This is a genomic window from Streptomyces sp. NPDC026659, assembly GCF_040638245.1.
GTDB lineage: Bacteria > Actinomycetota > Actinomycetes > Streptomycetales > Streptomycetaceae > Streptomyces.
In genome coordinates this window covers 277769-293127 of sequence record NZ_JBEZXY010000008.1, presented here as the reverse complement: position 1 = coordinate 293127, position 15359 = coordinate 277769, and the positions used below count along the sequence as shown (strand labels likewise).

The window sequence follows — 15359 nt, the reverse complement described above, 5'->3', positions numbered from 1 at the left end:
CCTCGTCCGGCTACGTCGGCTCGCTCGGGCGCACGGCTCACGGGGAGGAAGAGTAGCGGCGCGTACGCCGGGCGGCCCGGCTGTTCCGCGCATTCCACTCGCCGGGGCGGATTGTCAGTGGGGGCCACTAGAGTGACTTGACGTGGCACGACGACCGTTGAGTGAACTTGTTGAGACCGGCTGGGCCAAGGCCCTGGAGCCGGTGGAGGGCCGTATCACGGCCATGGGCGACTTCCTGCGTGCCGAGGTGGCGGCGGGGCGGACCTATCTGCCGTCCGGGGCGAACGTCCTGCGCGCCTTCCAGCAGCCCTTCGATGATGTACGGGTCCTGATCGTGGGCCAGGACCCCTATCCCACACCGGGCATGGCCATCGGCCTGAGCTTCGCGGTGGCGCCGGAGGTACGGCAGCTGCCGGGCAGCCTGGAGAACATATACCGGGAGCTGCACTCGGACCTGGGCCTGCCCCGGCCGTCCAACGGCGACCTGACCCCCTGGACCCAGCAGGGCGTCCTGTTGCTGAACAGGGCGCTGACCACGGCCCCGCGCAAGCCCGGCGCCCACCGCGGCAAGGGCTGGGAGGAGGTCACCGAGCAGGCGATCCGCGCCCTCGCCGCACGCGGCAAGCCGCTGGTCTCCATCCTGTGGGGCCGCGACGCCCGCAACGCGCGCCCCCTGCTCGGCGATTACCCGGCCATCGAGTCGGCCCACCCCTCGCCCATGTCGGCCGACCGCGGCTTCTTCGGCTCGCGCCCGTTCAGCCGGGCCAACGAACTGCTCGCGCAGCAGGGCGCGGAGCCGGTGGACTGGCGCCTGCCGTAGCGGCGCGACGGGGCACCGGGAACCCTGGTGATTCCCGGCATCCCGTCGCACGGTGGACCGCCGGATCAGGCGGCCGGCAGCCATTCCGGCCGCTGGGAGCCGCGCGGCACGAGGATCTGCCGATAGGCGCCCGGGGTGTCCGACATCCGCACCTGGTCGGTGATGCCCTGATAGTGGCCGAGCGGCGTCTCGGCGGTGAACAGTTCGGGGTCCGGGTAGGCGTGCCGCTCGCCCGTGCCCGCGATCTCCTTCGCGTAGTCCTGGTCGAAGATGCCCATCGACAGAATCCACAGGGCCACCCGGGACAGCGAGACGTGGACGCGGTAGCTGCCGCCGTCCACGGCGCGGCGGCGCAGCGCCTCGGCGATGCCTGCCGTCAGGAACCACGAGACGAGATAGTCGTTGACGACGGTGATGGGCGGCAGTGCGGGCCGGTCGCCGTCGCCCTCCAGGTGCAGCAGGCCGGTGAGCGCGCCTGCCGTCTGGTCGAAACCGAGGTAGTCCTTCCACGGACCCTCATGGCCGTTCAGCGACACCGTGGCGTAGACGAGTCCGGGCCGCCGGGCGATCGACTCCTCCTCGGACAGTCCGATGGACTCCAGGAAGCCGGGGCGCCGGTTGGCGTAGAACACATCGGCCCCGGCCTGGAGTTCATGGATGCGGGCCAGACCCTCCGGGGTGTACGGGCTCACCGTCGCGGAGCGCACGCCGACGCTCGTCGTCAGGTAGGTGACGTCGTGCTCCAGCTCGTACGGCCGCCACAGGTTCAGCACGTCCGTGCCGTGCAGGGCGAGAGCGCGCCCCGCCCCCGCCCCGGCGATGATGTGGCCCATGCCGAGCGCGCGTACGCCGTCCAGCGGGGCGGTGGGGTCGGCGGGCAGCGGCTCGGGGTCGCTGTCGCCGACGCGGGTGATCTCCACCAGCGGCAAGTGGGCCAGGACATCGGTGTACTGACGCTCCGTCAGAATCTCGGCGGGGGTGCGCACCATCGGCATGACGCAGCCGGCCTCCGCGCCCGCCCGCTCCAGCTCCCGGGCGTCCCACTTCGCGATCGCGGCGGCGACGTGCTCGGGTACGTCACCCACCCCGAGCAGCCGCTCGGCGGCGACCTTGATGTTGGGATAGATGTTGAACGGCATCATCCAACGGCCGTCCGCGCTGCGGTAGAAGTTGTTGGCGAGGGCCATGTTGATGATCGACGGGGTGCCCCCGGTGTAGCCGTTCAGCAGCTCCCACTTCTGTTCGTAGAACGGGCACAGCCGGTGCGGGCCCACGCGCAGGTCCATGTGGATGTCCTGGCCGCGACCGGTGCGGTCCTTCCACAGCGCGGCGATGGCCGCGGACTTGGCGACAAGGGCGATGCCGGAGGCGGCGCCCAGGCGCAGGGTGCTGGGAACGACGGGGTCGGCGCCTTCGAAGGTGATCGTGCCGCCGGTGTCCTCGGGCTTCAGTCCGATGCCCGCGAGGACGTCGGTCATCTCGGCGTGGACGTCGAACGCGTCGTCGGTGGCGGGGTCGTTGATCGCCCGCGTGATCTTCTCGGTGAGGTTCATGGGTGTGCGTTTCTCGCGTGTGGTGCGGTGAAGGCGGTTGTCCGGCAGGGGTGTTCCGGTGCGGGCGGTCAGGCCGGGTCGGTGTTCCGGCGGTCCGGGGTCTCTCCCAGGGCGCGCATCAGCGCGATCTGCGCCTGGTCGCGTCGGGCGGCCAGCTCCGCCACGGTGCCGTCGCCGAAGGCGTCCCGCGCCTGGTCGGCGAGGAGCGCGACGGTGGCGTCGTCGAGCGTGGGGTTGCCGAGGGCGGGCCACATGTGGTCGGCCATGGCGCGGCCCAGGTGCTCGACGAAGTGGGGCAGGCCCTCGGGGCCGCCGCCGAGGTGGAAGGTGCGGAAGGGGCCCGCGACGGCCCAGCGCAGTCCGATGGACGAGGTCACGATCTCGTCCAGCTCCTCCTCCGTCACCACGCCCTCCGCGACCAGGTGCACGCACTCACGGAACAGCGCGGACTGCAGGCGGTTGGCGACGAAGCCCGGGATCTCCTTGTGCAGCACCTGCGGCTTCTTGCCGAGCGCGGTGTAGAAGTCCACGGCCTCGCGGACCACCTCCGGCGAGGTCTTCTCGCCGGGCACGACCTCCACCAGCGGCACCAGGTGCGGCGGGTTGAACGGGTGCCCCACCACGAGCCGTTCGGGTTGCGGCAGACCCGCGGCGATGGCGGTCGCCGGGATGCTGGAGGTCGACGTCGCGAGCAACGCGTGTGCGGGGGCGGCCTCTTCGACGGTGCGCCAGATCTCCTGCTTGAGGTCGAGCCGCTCGGGGCCGTTCTCCTGGACGACGTCCGCGTCCGCGACGGCGGTCGCGAGGTCGGCCTCGAAGGAGAGCCGGTCGGTCAAGTGCTCGGTGGGCAGCCCGAGTTCGTCCAGGGTCGGGACGATCTCGGCGAGACCGGCGCGGACGGTCTCCTCGATGCCGGGCCGGGGGTCGCTGACGACCACCTCCATGCCGTGCGCGAGGAAGAGGGCGGCCCAGGAGACGCCGATGACGCCACCGCCGACGATCGCGGCGCGCTTGCGGGAGTCCGGTGCGGGGCCGGAGGCGGTGGGTGCGGAAACAGAGGACATGGTGTCGCGGCTTTCTCGAAGCTCGTGGTTCGCAGTTCGCAGGGGGAAGGAGGCGGACTCGCTCAGGCCCGGGCGAGGTAGTCGAAGACCGGCTCGACCGGGTTGAGGGACAGATCCGTCAGGATGTGGCTGGCGCTCACGACCTCCAGCACCGGCAGATCCGCCAGCGGCGCCATCACGTGCGCGAAGAGCTGGAGCCGCGCGGGGCCGGTGTACGCGCTCTTCACGGTGATGTCGGTGATCCGGGTGCGGACCAGTTCGCAGATGCGCGGGGTGCCGTCGTAGTTCGGCACCGTCTTGATCATGAACGTCGGCACGCAGATCTCGGCGCGGGCCTCGTCCAGGTCCATCGCCCGCTGCTTGTAGCCCATGGTGGCGTTGGCCACGCGCAGGCTGCCGTAGTCCAGCGTGCCCACCAGCGTGTCGGAGTCGACGTAAAGCGCCGGGGAGCCGGACTTCTTCGGGTACGCGCTGTACTCGCGGCCGCTGGAGATCGCGGGGACGCTGTTCACGTACATCGCGAGGTTGAACTCGCCCCGCTCACCCTCGTGTTCGACGGTGATGAGCTGCCCGGCCTCGGTGTAGTCGCCCAGGCCGGTGGTGTCGGGCATCCGCATGACCTCGAAGCGGACCAGCGGTTCCGGGACCGTCAGCGGCTCGGGGACCAGGCGGCGCAGCGCCTCGGGGTCGGTGCGGTAGGTGATGTTGAGGTACTCGCGGTCGGTGAAGCGGTACCGCGTGGGCGCGTACGCCGGGGAATCCACCGGGGTGGTGAAGAGCCGGGCGACATCCTGCTTGCGCATGGGGCCTCCAGGGAGAGGGGGCCGCCGTGCTCGCCCGGACCTCTCCCGCATGAGATTGCTGGAACCGGTAGTGCCGGAGAGCCGCCGCCGTTTCGCGGGGCATCCCCTGGTATCCAGTGGACGCCTCACGCGCAGGTCTGTCCAATATATGATTGGCTAGCGTTCGATATGGCTGACGATATCAATCTGACGAAGCGCCTCCTCGAACAGTTTCTGGTGGTGGCCGACGAGCGGCATTTCGGCCGGGCGGCGGAGCGGCTCTTCATGAGTCAGCCCCCGCTCAGCCAGTCGATCCAGCGCCTGGAGCGGGGGCTCGGGGTGCGGCTGTTCGACCGGGGTCCCGGCGGGGTCGCGCTGACCCCGGCGGGCGAGGCGTTCGCCGTGGACGCCCGGCGCCTCCTCGACGCCCAGTCCGCCGCGATCGAGCGGGTACGACGGGTGGCGGCGGGCCTGGAGGGCGTCGTGCGGGTGGGGTACGTGAGCGTCCTCAGCCACCTCTACCTGCCCGGCTTCCTGCGTGCGGTGGCCGAGGAACTGCCCGGTCTGCGGGTCCATCTGCACCACGACTCCTCGGTCGCCGTGGCCGACCTGGTCCGCTCCGGCGCCCTGGACCTCGGGTTCCTCCGTGATCCCGCGTCCGTCTCGGACGACCTCGTCAGCACGCGGTTCGCGGTGGAACGCATCGCCGCCGCCCTGCCGGACGGCCACCCCCTCGCCGGGGCCGACGGGATCGACCTCGCCGACCTGCGCGACGAGGACTTCGTGCTGCCCGATCCGGTGGCCCTGCCGACCCTGGCCCGGCAGGTCCAACTCGGCTGTCACGACGTGGGGTTCACACCCCGGGCGCGCGCGGTGGCCGACGACCTCTCCGGGCTGTACAGCTATGTGGCCTCCGGCCTGTGCGTCGGCCTGCTGCCCGGGCGGCTGGACGGCTTCCCCGTCCCCGGGGTCACCTTCGTCCCGCTGCGGGGCGCGTCGTCGTACCTGGAGACGAGCGTGGTAGCCGTACGCCGCCCGGAGGCCGACGCGGCCGTACTGCGCCTGCTGGAGCTGATCGACCGCCGCGCGGGGGAGTGAGCAGCCGTGCCGGGGAGTGCGTCGTCGTTTCTCGGCCACTCCGTCGGGTGACCTGGATCTCCCACCGCCAAGTCCGCGCAGGTCGGCGGGGGTTGGCCCGGCCGGTGACCGGGGTCGTCCGGGCGGTCTGCCGGATGTTCCTGCGCGCGAGGTGTCTCCCGTGCGACCGTCGGGAAGGCGGTCCGTCCTGAGCAACAGGGCGGAGCCGCCCGTATGGGAGGACGGTACGGCCGGTCGGCGCGTTCGGTGAGGAGGATGCCCTTGATGGCGTTCCGTGGTCCGCAGGTGTGGCTCTGGCGCTGGCGGCGCAACCCGCTCAAACGCCGTGTCGACGTGGTGGAGGCATGGGTGGTGCTCGGCGCCTGGGCGCTGACGGTGCTCGTCGGGGTGCTGTCCGGGCTCGCGGCGGCCCGGTCGGTGGACAGCGGGCTCGCCCGCGACCGCGCCACCTGGCACCAGGCCGTCGCCCGTGTCGTCTCGCGCGTCCCCGGGAAGTCCGCCGCGCGGAAGCCGGAGGCCGACGGCGAGCGGGTGTGGGGCGAGGTCCGCTGGACCGTGGACGACGGCTCCGCCCACACCGGCCAGGTCCGCATCGCCCCCGGCAGCCCGGCTGGCACCCCGGTCACCGTCTGGACCGACCCGCAGGGCCACCTCGTCACCCGCCCCGCGACCGCCGCCGAGGCCACCTTCCGCGCCACGCTCCTCGGCGCGCTGGTGGGTACGGCCGCGGGCGCCGCCCCCTTCATCTGCGGCCGTGTCATCCGCACCGCCCTGGAGCGCCGCCGCCTGGCCCACTGGGACGCGGAGTGGGCCAGACTCGGACCGCAGTGGGGACATACGACGGGGTGAGGCCGTAAGGCCCCTTTGCCGTCAGCCCCGTTCCGGCAGCGCCCGCTCCAGGATCGTGTCCAGGTCCGTCCCCGCCGGGAGCGTGCCGAACGCGTGCCCCCAGTCGCCGGCCAGGCGCGTAGCGCAGAAGGCGTCCGCGACGGCGGGCGGGGCGTGCCGGACCAGAAGGGACGCCTGGAGGGCGAGGGCCATGCGCTCGACGAGACGGCGGGCGGTGACCTGGTCGGCCTCGGCCAGCTGCCGCTTGAGGTCGGTCACCGTCGCGTCCAGTCGGGCGTCCGCGCCCCGGGCCAGGGCGAGTTCGGCGAACAGCGCCTCGGCGCTCTCCGGCTCGCGGACGAGCGCGCGGAGCACGTCGAGCGCGTTGACGTTTCCCGAGCCCTCCCAGATCGACAGCAGCGGGGCCTCCCGGTAGTGCCGGGGCATCCCGGAGTCCTCGACGTACCCGTTGCCGCCCAGGCACTCCAACGCCTCGGCGGTGAAGGCCGGGCCCCGCTTGGTCACCCAGTACTTGCCGACGGCCGTGGCGATCCGGCGGAAGGCCCGCTCCCCGGCGTCCCCGCGCACCGCCCGGTCCGCCGCCCCGGCAAGGCGCAGGGTGAGCGTCGTCGCCGCCTCCGACTCGAGGGCCAGGTCGGCCAGGACGTTGCGCATCAGCGGCTGGTCGAGCAGCCGGGCTCCGAACGCGCTGCGGTGGCGGGCGTGATGACCCGCCTCCACCAGTGTCTTGCGCATGAGCGTGGCCGAGGACATCACACAGTCGAGCCGGGTGCAGTTGACCATCTCGATGATGGTCTTCACCCCGCGCCCCTCCGGGCCCACCAGCCACGCCACCGTACGGTCGAACTCCGGCTCGGAGGACGCGTTGGAGCGGTTGCCCAGCTTGTCCTTCAGGCGCTGGATGCGGAAGGTGTTGCGGGTGCCGTCCGGCAGTACGCGGGGCACCAGGAAGCAGGAGAGCCCGCCCGGCGCCTGGGCCAGCACCAGGAACACGTCGCACATCGGGGCCGAGGTGAACCACTTGTGCCCGCGCAGGGTGTACACCCCGGGTTCGCCGGTCGGCGTGGCCACGGTGGTGTTGGTGCGCACGTCCGAGCCGCCCTGCTTCTCGGTCATGCCCATCCCGGCGAGCAGCCCGGCCTTCTCGGTGGGCACGCGCAGCCCCGGCTCGTACACCCGGCTCGTCAGCAGCGGCTCGTAGACCTTGGCGAGGTCCGGCTCGGCGCGCAGGGCGGGTACGGCGGCGTACGTCATCGACGTGGGGCAGCCGTGGCCCGCCTCCGTGTGCCCCCAGACCAGCCCGCCCGCCGTCCGCGCCACGTGCGCGCCGACCCGCTCGTCCGCCCACGGGGCACCGGCGAGGCCCGCCTCGACGGCGGCGCCCATCAACTGGTGCCAGCTGGGGTGGAAGTCCACCTCGTCCACGCGGTTGCCGTAGCGGTCGTGGGTGCGCAGCTCCGGCTCGTGCCGGTTGGCCAGCTCGCCCCACTCCTGCGCCTCCGCACCGCCCGCCCGCACACCGAGCAGCCGGACGTCCTCCTCGGCCCAGTCCGCGCCCTCGCGGCGCAGGCCCTCCAGGAGGGCATGGTCGTCGGAGGCGTCGTACGGAGCCAGGGGCGGGGGCTGGTTGGTGACGTCGTGGGTGGCGGACGACGGCGGGAGCGGTGGCTGCGCGGGCATCGGGTCCATACCGCCATGTTGCACTCACCGTACGGCCGCAGCAATAGTGCAACAACGATCCGCCCGTACAGAATGATCCGCCCGTACAGTGCGTGTCCATGTCCATGAAAGATCCGCCGCACGGGACCGCCCCCGCACCGCGCCCCCTGTCCGCGCGGTCGGTCGTCCTGAGCCTGCTCCTCGGCGCGCACCCGCCCCGGCTCCCCGTGAAGGAACTGCTCCGGCTGGTCGAGCCCTTCGGTGTGGGCGGCTCCACCCTGCGCGCCGCGCTCAGCCGGATGGTCGCGGCGGGCGACCTGCGGCGCACGGACGCGGTGTACGGCCTCAGCGACCGGCTGCTGGCGCGGCAGCGGCGCCAGGACGAGGCGGTACGTCCGCTGACGCGGGACTGGGACGGCGACTGGGAGATGGTCGTCATCACCGCGACCGGCCGCGACCCCGCCGCCCGCGCCGACCTCCGCTCCCGCCTCGGGGAACTCCGCCTGGCCGAACTCCGCGAGGGCGTCTGGCTCCGCCCGGCCAACCTGGAACGACCGCTCCCCCCGGAACTGGACCGGGTCGCCCTGACCTACCGGGGCCGCCCCGACGAGCCCGCCGCCCACCTGGTCGCCCGCCTGTGGCCGCTGCCCGCCTGGGCGACGACCGCGCACGCCCTGCTGACCCGGGCGGCGGCGGCCGAGACCCCGGCCACCCGCCTGGCCGCCTACGCCGCGATGGTCCGCCACCTGCTGACCGACCCGGTACTGCCGCCCGAGCTGCTCCCGCAGGACTGGCCGGGCGACCGGCTGCGGGCCGCCTACGCGGGGTACCAGCGGGAACTGGCAGGGCCGGTGGGGCTGCCGGGACTGTCGGTGCTGCCGGGGGCGGGCTGAGCGGGCTCGCCCGGGCGAGGAGTTCCGCCGGCCGACGGGACTCCGTTGCGTACCCCGGCCGCCCCCGTCGATCCGTCGCGTACCCCACCCGCCCCGGCCCGTCGCGTACCCCGCCCGCCCCGGTCGAGTGGCGGCCCGGCCCTCACCGGCGTTCCCTGGGAGGAGGGGGTGGACAGCGTGTGCGTGCTCGTGGGGCACGGCAGGCGAACGCACCCGAGGAGAGTCATGGCTGAGCGGAAGTCCTCGTCGGTCCTCACCGCGCCCCTGCGCGGCGCCGCCTCCGTCCTGGGCAGAGTGCCCGGTGCCGCCATGGTCGGCAAGGCGGCCCAGGAGACGCTGGACAAGGTGGGCGTGGTGTCCCCGCGCGGCCGCCGGGCGCTCGTGTACGCGGGGGCGGGGGTGCTGGGGGTCACCGGTGTCGTGGAGTGGCCGGTCGCCCTCACCGGAGCCGCCGTGGCCTGGCTGACCCAGCCCCGCCCGGCGCAGCACGCGAACGGTCAGGAAGAACCGCGGGCCGAGGAGACCCACGAGGCCGCGGAGGAGCCCGCGCACGACCTCGGCAGCGCCGCGCTCCGCTCCGGCACCGAGGCGCACCATCAGGAACCCCGTACCGAGGCGCACCACCAGGAACCTCCCGGCCCCGTCAAGGCGACTCCGGCGAACCCGGCCCGCACCGGTGCCCACGCCAAGGGCACCACGGGTCCGCTCGGCCCCACCGCCCGCCCCGAACGCACCAGCCTCTGACGGCGCCGCAATGGTGCTCAAGCTGCTGATCTCGCCGGTCACCGCCGTCCGACGACTGCCCGCCGTACCCGGACTTCTCGCGGGAGCCGCCGCGCCCGCCGTCGGAATGGCGGCGGGCGCGGTGGTCGGCACCGCCCGGGCGGGTGTGCGCACCGTCGACACGGCCGCCCGTGTCACGAGGGTCGTGCGGTCCGCCCTGCCCGGCGGCCCCGCCCACTGGCGTTCCGGCGCCCGTGCCCACCTCCCGCTGTGCGCCGCCCACCCGGAGCACGTACGCCACGAGGGCGGCACCGCGCACCTGGCCCGCCGGATCGCCGTCGCCCTCGCGGAGCGCCCCGACGTGGTCTTCGCCTACTGGGACGAGGGCCTGGCCCGGCTGGTCGTCACGGTCACCGAGGACGACGTCCTCGACCGGGTCGTGGACCACGCGGCCGACCTCGCGGAGCGCGAGGGACTGCTCGTGGCGGGCGGCGACCCCGAGGAGAACACCCACCCCGCCGACCCCGCCGGAGTGCGCGCCGCCGCGACCACCCTCGGCATCGACATCCTCGGCATCTCCGTCGCGGTGACCACCTTCCTGCTGCGCACGCCGCCCACCCCCCGCGCGCTCACCGCCCTGGTGACGTTCCTGCGCGAGAACCCCCGCTTCCGCGCCCTGCTGCGCGCCCGCATCGGCGCCACCCGCATGGACCTCCTGCTGGCCACCGCGAACGCCACCGTCCACGCCGCCGGGCAGACCCCCACCTCCCTGGTGCTCGACGGCACCCTGCGCGGCTGCCAGCTCGCCGAGACCGTGGCCCGCGCGGCCGCCTTCGACACGGTCCACGACCAGCTCTGCGCCCCCGACCGGGTCAGCGTCACCGCCGACGACACCCCGCGCCCGTCGCTGCGCGAGTCCCCGGCGCAGGCGTACGCCGCCCATGCCTCGATCGGCAGCGTGCTCGGCGCGGTGGCCGCCTTCCTGGTCAAGCACGACACGTCCGTCGCCGCCGAGGCCGTGCTCGCGGGTTCGCCCAAGGCCGCCCGCTACGCGCCCGCCGCCTTCCACGCCGTGTTCGGCACGTACCTCGCCCGCGACGGCGTGCTCGTCCGCGACCCGGAGCGGCTGAGACAGCTGGAGACCGCCGGCACCCTCGTCCTCCACCCGAGCGCGCTGCGTACCGACGAGGGAATCGCCGACCCGTGGACCGAGGCCGTACTCGACGCGGCCCGCCGCGCCGGACTCCGCGTCGTCCTGGTGGACGACCCCGCCCTGGAGGACTTCACCGGGCTCGCCGACCAGGTGGTGGACGCCCGGCGCCCGCTGGACGACGTGGTGTACGCGCTGCGTGCCGACGCGGGCGAGGAGGACGACGTCGAAGCGGCCGGCGGCCGCGAGGACGTCGTCATCACGGTCGCCCGGCCGCGCACCGCCGAGGAGCGCGAGGTGCTGGCCGGGCTGCGCGGCAGCGACATCGCCGTGGTGCTCACCGACCGCGGCGGCGCCGTGGTCTGGGGCGCCGACGTCCTCGCCCCGCACGGACTGCCCGACGTGTGGCGGCTGCTGACCGCGATCCCCGCCGCCCGCGACGTGAGCCGGCGCGGACAGGTCCTCGCCCGTTCCGGCGCCGCGCTCTCCGGCCTCCTCGTGGCCATCGGGGACGGCCACGACGGCAGACGCCACTCGCTGCTGCCCGGACTGCGGCACGCGCCGGTCGACACCGGCGCGCTCACCGCCTTGTTCTCCGGCATCTGGGCCGCCCTCGGCGTGGCCTCCGCCCGCACCCCGCGCCCGCGCGCCCGGGTCCGCTGGCACGAACTCGGCCCCGACGAGGCCATGGAGCGCCTGGACCGCACCGCCGACGCCCCGCCCACCGCCCTGGAACGCACGCTCGCCACGGCCCGCCACACCCTCCGGCACGTGGTACGGCATCCCGCGCTCATCCCCGCCCGCCTGAGCTGGCAGCTCGGCCAGGCCGTACGCGGTGAGCTGGACGATCCGCTCACCCCGGTCCTCGCCGTCGGCTCCGCCGCCTCCGCCATCCTCGGCTCGGTCGTGGACGCCCTGCTCGTCGTCGGCGCGCTCGACCTGAACGCGCTCGTCGGCGGAGTCCAGCGGCTGCGCGCCGAACGGGCCCTGTCCGGGCTCCAGGCCGAACAGCAGCGCAAGGCCCGTGTGGCACCCCCGCCGGAGGAGGCCCCGGCCGGCGGCACCGTGACCGTCGACGCGGGGAAGCTGCGCCCCGGCGACGTGATCGAGCTGAAGGGCGACGACGTGGTGCCCGCCGACGCCCGGCTGCTCTGGGAGGACGGCCTGGAGGTGGACGAGTCCGCCCTCACCGGCGAGTCGTTGCCCGTGCAGAAGCACCCCGACCCCACTCCGCACGCCGCCGTCGCCGAACGGCGCTGCATGGTCTTCGAGGGCACGACCGTGGTGGCGGGCACCGCGCACGCCGTCGTGGTCGACACCGGGGAGCGCACCGAGGCCGCCCGCGCCGTCCACCTCGCGGGCCGTACGCCCCCCGCCGCCGGAGTGCAGGGCCGCCTCCAGGAACTCACCCGCAAGGCACTGCCGTTGACCCTCGCGGGTGGCGCCGCCGTCACCGGACTCGCACTGCTGCGCGGCACCCCGGTCCGCGAGGCGGTCAGCGGAGGCGTGGCCGTCGCCGTGGCCGCCGTACCCGAGGGGCTGCCGCTCGTCGCCACCGTCGCCCAGCTCGCCGCCGCCCGGCGGCTCAGCCGCGACGGCGTGCTCGTGCGCACCCCGCGCACCCTGGAGGCACTCGGCCGCGTCGACACCATCTGCTTCGACAAGACCGGCACCCTCACCGAGAACCGGCTGCGCCTGGTGCGGGTCTCCGACGCCGAGGGCGCGGTCGGCGCCGTCGACGACCCCGGCCCCGCGCGCACCCTGCTGCGCGCCGCCCGCGCCTGCCCCCGCGTGAACGGTGGCTCGGGCCGCCCCGTCCACGCCACCGACGAGGCGGTCCTCGACGCGGCGGGCCCCGACCCCGAGTGGACCCAGCTCGGCGGCCTGTCCTTCGAGGCCGGCCGGGGCTACGCCGCCGCCGTCGGCCGCGAGGGCGACGGGCCCCGCCTGCTGGTGGTCAAGGGCGCCCCCGAGACCGTGCTCCCCGCCTGCGAGGGCACCCCCGACCGCGCCTTCGCCACCGCGCACGACCTGGCCGGGGACGGACTGCGCGTCCTCGCGGTGGCCGCGCGCCGCCTCGCCGACGACGAGGACGAGACCAAGGTCCTCGAAGACCCGCTGCACGACCTGCGGTTCAACGGCCTCCTCGCGCTCTCCGACGTACCCCGCGAGACCTCCCGGGCCCTGGTGCACGGCCTCTACGAGGAGGGCGTACGCCCCGTCATGCTGACCGGCGACCACCCGCAGACCGCCCGCGCCATCGCCCGCGACCTGGGCTGGCCCGAGGGCACTGAGGTCGTCACCGGCGACGAACTGGCCGCCGCCGACCGCAGGACCCGGGCCCGGATGCTGCGCGACGCCGGAGTCGTCGCCCGGGTCGCGCCCGAGCAGAAACTCCAGGTCGTCGAGGCGCTGCGGGACGCGGGTCGGGTGGTCGGCATGGTCGGGGACGGCGCCAACGACGCCGCCGCGATCCGCGCCGCCGACATCGGCGTCGGCATCAGCGCCAGGGGCTCGGCCGCCGCGCGCAACGCCGCCGACATCGTGCTCACCGACGACGACCTGACCGTCCTGATCGACGCCATCGGCGAGGGACGCTCGCTGTGGCACAGCGTCGCCGACGCCATCGCCATCCTCATCGGCGGCAATGCGGGCGAGGTCGGCTTCGGCATCATCGGCACCCTGGTCTCGGGCACCGCCCCGCTGTCCACCCGCCAGATGCTGCTGGTCAACCTGTTCACCGACCTGTTCCCGGCCATGGCGGTCGCCGTCACCCCGAAGACGCCCGACGACGCGGCGGCGGGGGAGTGGACCACCACCCCGGAGGACGCGGCGGGCGGCGTCCTCGGCGCACCCCTGATCCAGCAGATCCGGCACCGCGCCCTGACCACCGCGCTCGGCGCGACCGCCGCCTGGCTGATCGGCCGCTTCACGCCCGGCACGGCCCGCCGCTCCAGCACCATGGCACTGTGCGGGGTGGTCGGCACCCAGCTCGCGCAGACCCTCCTCGACCGCCGCGACAGCACCCTCGTCCGCGTCACCGCCCTCGGCTCGGCAGCCGTCCTCGTCGCCGTCATCCAGACCCCCGGCGTCAGCCGCCTCGTCGGCTGCACCCCGCTCGGCCCCGTCGCCTGGACCGGCGTCGCCCTGGCGATCCTCCTCGCGGTGGCGGGTCAGCGGGCCCTGCCGCGCCTGGAGGAGACGGTCGTACGGCTGCTGCCGAAGGAGGAGGACGAGGCGGCGGCCTGAGCCGCGTCGGCAGCTAGGCCGTGGCCTCCTGCGCGGATGTCCCGTCGGCCGGTACGGCTCCGTCGCGGCTCCTCGACGGCAGGTGGTTGAACAGCAGGTTGAGCGCGATCGCGGTCAGACAGCCCGCGCTGATCCCGCTGTTCATCACCGTCTGGAACCAGTCCGGGAACTTCGCGTACACGTCCGGCACGCCCACCGGCAGCATTCCGACCGCCACCGAGACCGCGACGACCGTCAGATTGTGGTTGCCCTTGAAGTCGACCCGGGCCAGCGTCCGCAGTCCGCTCGCCGCGACGGTCCCGAACATCACAAGGCCGGCCCCGCCGAGCACCGGCGCCGGGACCGCCGCCACCAGCGCGCCCAGCTTGGGCAGCAGACCGAGCAGCACGAGGAGCGCCCCGGCCGCGGCGACCACCCAGCGGCTGCGCACCCGGGTCATCCCGACCAGGCCCACGTTCTGCGCGTACGCCGTGTACGGGAAGGTGTTGAACACCCCGCCCAGTACCGTCGACAGGCCGTCCGCGCGCAGCCCGTCGGCCAGCGAGCGCGGCTCCACCCGACGACCCGTCAACTCGCCCACCGCGATCAGGTCACCGGTGGTCTCCGTCATCGTCACCAGCGCCACCACCAGCATGGAGACGATCGCGGACACCCGGAACTCGGGCGCCCCGAAGTGGAACGGGGTGCTGATCCCCACCCAGTCCGCGTGCGTGACCCCGCCGAAGTCCGTGAAGCCGAAGGGCACGGCCACCGCGAGGCCCACCACGATCCCGGTGAGCACGGCGATCCGGGAGAGGAACGCCGGGGCGAACCGCTGCACCCCGAGCACCACCGCGAGCACGAACGCCGCGAGGGCCAGATTGCGGGGCGCCCCGAAGTCCTTCGCGCCCACACCGCCCGCCGCCCAGTTGCCCGCGACCGGGAGCAGCGAGACCCCGATGACCAGGATCACCGTGCCGGTGACCAGCGGCGGGAAGAAGCGCAGCAGCCTGCCGAACACCGGCGCAAGCAGCATGATCGCCAGCCCCGCGACGATCACCGCGCCGTAGATCGCGGGCAGTCCGCCGCCCGTCGTCCCGATCAGCACCATCGGCGAGACCGCCGCGAAGGTGCACCCCTGCATGATCGGCAGCCGTACGCCGAACCGCCAGAACCCGACGCACTGGATCAGCGTCGCCACCCCGCACACCAGCAGATCGGCGGTGATCAGATACGCCAGGTCGGCGGCGGACAGCTTCATCGCGCCGCCCACGATCAACGGCACCGCCACCGCGCCCGCGTACATCGCGAGCACATGCTGAAGGCCGAAGGCCGCGAGGCCGCGCACCGGTGGTATCTCGTCGACGGGATGAACAACTGCGGTCTCTGCCATGGGTACTCCAGAGCGGCGGTGGGGAGCGGCATCCGAACTGCACGCGACGGTAGGCGGCTTGAACAGATTGTTGATTTCCGCGGTGTTGCCGCCGTGTGTCCTGCCCCACCGGAGCCACGGAGATGCCAACTCCCGTGTGCGCGTTGC

Annotated in this window: 11 protein-coding genes; 6 read left to right on the top strand and 5 right to left on the bottom strand. The window is 73.9% G+C overall.

The features are described 5' to 3' along the window. Positions 1 to 142: 142 nt before the first annotated feature. Positions 143 to 820, top strand: coding sequence for a uracil-DNA glycosylase (locus AB0E91_RS21875; protein WP_361784278.1), 678 nt, complete (start codon positions 143 to 145; stop codon positions 818 to 820). A gap of 65 nt (positions 821 to 885) precedes the next feature. On the opposite strand, the gene AB0E91_RS21870 is transcribed toward AB0E91_RS21875, so the two are convergent. The 3 genes from AB0E91_RS21870 to AB0E91_RS21860 all read right to left on the bottom strand — a co-directional run bounded on the left by AB0E91_RS21870 (position 886) and on the right by AB0E91_RS21860 (position 4240). Continuing rightward, on the bottom strand, positions 886 to 2373 hold the full coding sequence (locus tag AB0E91_RS21870) for a CoA transferase (protein ID WP_361784275.1): 1488 nt from the start codon (positions 2371 to 2373) through the stop codon (positions 886 to 888). A gap of 68 nt (positions 2374 to 2441) precedes the next feature. Continuing rightward, positions 2442 to 3437: a 3-hydroxyacyl-CoA dehydrogenase NAD-binding domain-containing protein gene (locus tag AB0E91_RS21865; RefSeq protein WP_361784272.1), complete on the bottom strand. Its 996-nt coding sequence runs from the start codon at positions 3435 to 3437 to the stop codon at positions 2442 to 2444. Positions 3438 to 3499: 62 nt separating this feature from the next. Beyond that, on the bottom strand, positions 3500 to 4240 hold the full coding sequence (locus AB0E91_RS21860; protein WP_361784269.1) for an acetoacetate decarboxylase: 741 nt from the start codon (positions 4238 to 4240) through the stop codon (positions 3500 to 3502). 168 nt (positions 4241 to 4408) lie between these two features. Between AB0E91_RS21860 and AB0E91_RS21855 the strand changes: the two genes are divergently transcribed. Both AB0E91_RS21855 and AB0E91_RS21850 read left to right on the top strand, forming a co-directional pair. Next, positions 4409 to 5317 (top strand): LysR substrate-binding domain-containing protein, encoded by a 909-nt coding sequence (locus AB0E91_RS21855; protein WP_361784266.1) that lies wholly within the window; start codon positions 4409 to 4411, stop codon positions 5315 to 5317. Positions 5318 to 5581: 264 nt separating this feature from the next. Next, the gene (locus AB0E91_RS21850; RefSeq protein WP_361784263.1) at positions 5582 to 6166 is read left to right on the top strand and encodes a hypothetical protein; all 585 of its coding nucleotides are present in this window, start codon (positions 5582 to 5584) and stop codon (positions 6164 to 6166) included. Positions 6167 to 6187: 21 nt separating this feature from the next. On the opposite strand, the gene AB0E91_RS21845 is transcribed toward AB0E91_RS21850, so the two are convergent. After that, a complete protein-coding gene (locus AB0E91_RS21845) occupies positions 6188 to 7855 on the bottom strand; it encodes an acyl-CoA dehydrogenase family protein (protein ID WP_361784260.1) in 1668 nt (555 codons plus the stop codon). 89 nt (positions 7856 to 7944) lie between these two features. On the opposite strand from AB0E91_RS21845, the gene AB0E91_RS21840 reads away from it, so the two are divergent. The 3 genes from AB0E91_RS21840 to AB0E91_RS21830 all read left to right on the top strand — a co-directional run bounded on the left by AB0E91_RS21840 (position 7945) and on the right by AB0E91_RS21830 (position 13840). Beyond that, a complete protein-coding gene (locus AB0E91_RS21840) occupies positions 7945 to 8718 on the top strand; it encodes a PaaX family transcriptional regulator C-terminal domain-containing protein (RefSeq protein WP_361784257.1) in 774 nt (257 codons plus the stop codon). Between the two features lie 225 nt (positions 8719 to 8943). After that, positions 8944 to 9462 carry a hypothetical protein gene (locus AB0E91_RS21835; RefSeq protein ID WP_361784254.1) on the top strand — a complete coding sequence of 173 codons (519 nt, stop codon included), beginning with the start codon at positions 8944 to 8946 and terminating at the stop codon, positions 9460 to 9462. Positions 9463 to 9472: 10 nt separating this feature from the next. After that, entirely contained in the window at positions 9473 to 13840 is a 4368-nt protein-coding gene (locus tag AB0E91_RS21830) for a cation-translocating P-type ATPase (RefSeq protein WP_361784251.1), read from the top strand. Positions 13841 to 13853: 13 nt separating this feature from the next. Here AB0E91_RS21830 and AB0E91_RS21825 read toward each other — a convergent pair whose 3' ends face one another. Next, on the bottom strand, positions 13854 to 15212 hold the full coding sequence (locus AB0E91_RS21825) for a nucleobase:cation symporter-2 family protein (RefSeq protein WP_361784248.1): 1359 nt from the start codon (positions 15210 to 15212) through the stop codon (positions 13854 to 13856). Positions 15213 to 15359 lie beyond the last annotated feature (147 nt).

Excerpts from the sequence above, each read along its gene's own strand:
- AB0E91_RS21870 (WP_361784275.1), bottom strand. The coding sequence starts at position 2,373 with ATGAACCTCACCGAGAAGATCACGCGGGCGATCAACGACCCCGCCACC.
- AB0E91_RS21865 (WP_361784272.1), bottom strand. The coding sequence starts at position 3,437 with ATGTCCTCTGTTTCCGCACCCACCGCCTCCGGCCCCGCACCGGACTCC.
- AB0E91_RS21860 (WP_361784269.1), bottom strand. The coding sequence starts at position 4,240 with ATGCGCAAGCAGGATGTCGCCCGGCTCTTCACCACCCCGGTGGATTCC.
- AB0E91_RS21855 (WP_361784266.1), top strand. The coding sequence starts at position 4,409 with ATGGCTGACGATATCAATCTGACGAAGCGCCTCCTCGAACAGTTTCTG.
- AB0E91_RS21850 (WP_361784263.1), top strand. The coding sequence starts at position 5,582 with ATGGCGTTCCGTGGTCCGCAGGTGTGGCTCTGGCGCTGGCGGCGCAAC.
- AB0E91_RS21845 (WP_361784260.1), bottom strand. The coding sequence starts at position 7,855 with ATGGACCCGATGCCCGCGCAGCCACCGCTCCCGCCGTCGTCCGCCACC.
- AB0E91_RS21840 (WP_361784257.1), top strand. The coding sequence starts at position 7,945 with ATGTCCATGAAAGATCCGCCGCACGGGACCGCCCCCGCACCGCGCCCC.
- AB0E91_RS21835 (WP_361784254.1), top strand. The coding sequence starts at position 8,944 with ATGGCTGAGCGGAAGTCCTCGTCGGTCCTCACCGCGCCCCTGCGCGGC.
- AB0E91_RS21830 (WP_361784251.1), top strand. The coding sequence starts at position 9,473 with ATGGTGCTCAAGCTGCTGATCTCGCCGGTCACCGCCGTCCGACGACTG.
- AB0E91_RS21825 (WP_361784248.1), bottom strand. The coding sequence starts at position 15,212 with ATGGCAGAGACCGCAGTTGTTCATCCCGTCGACGAGATACCACCGGTG.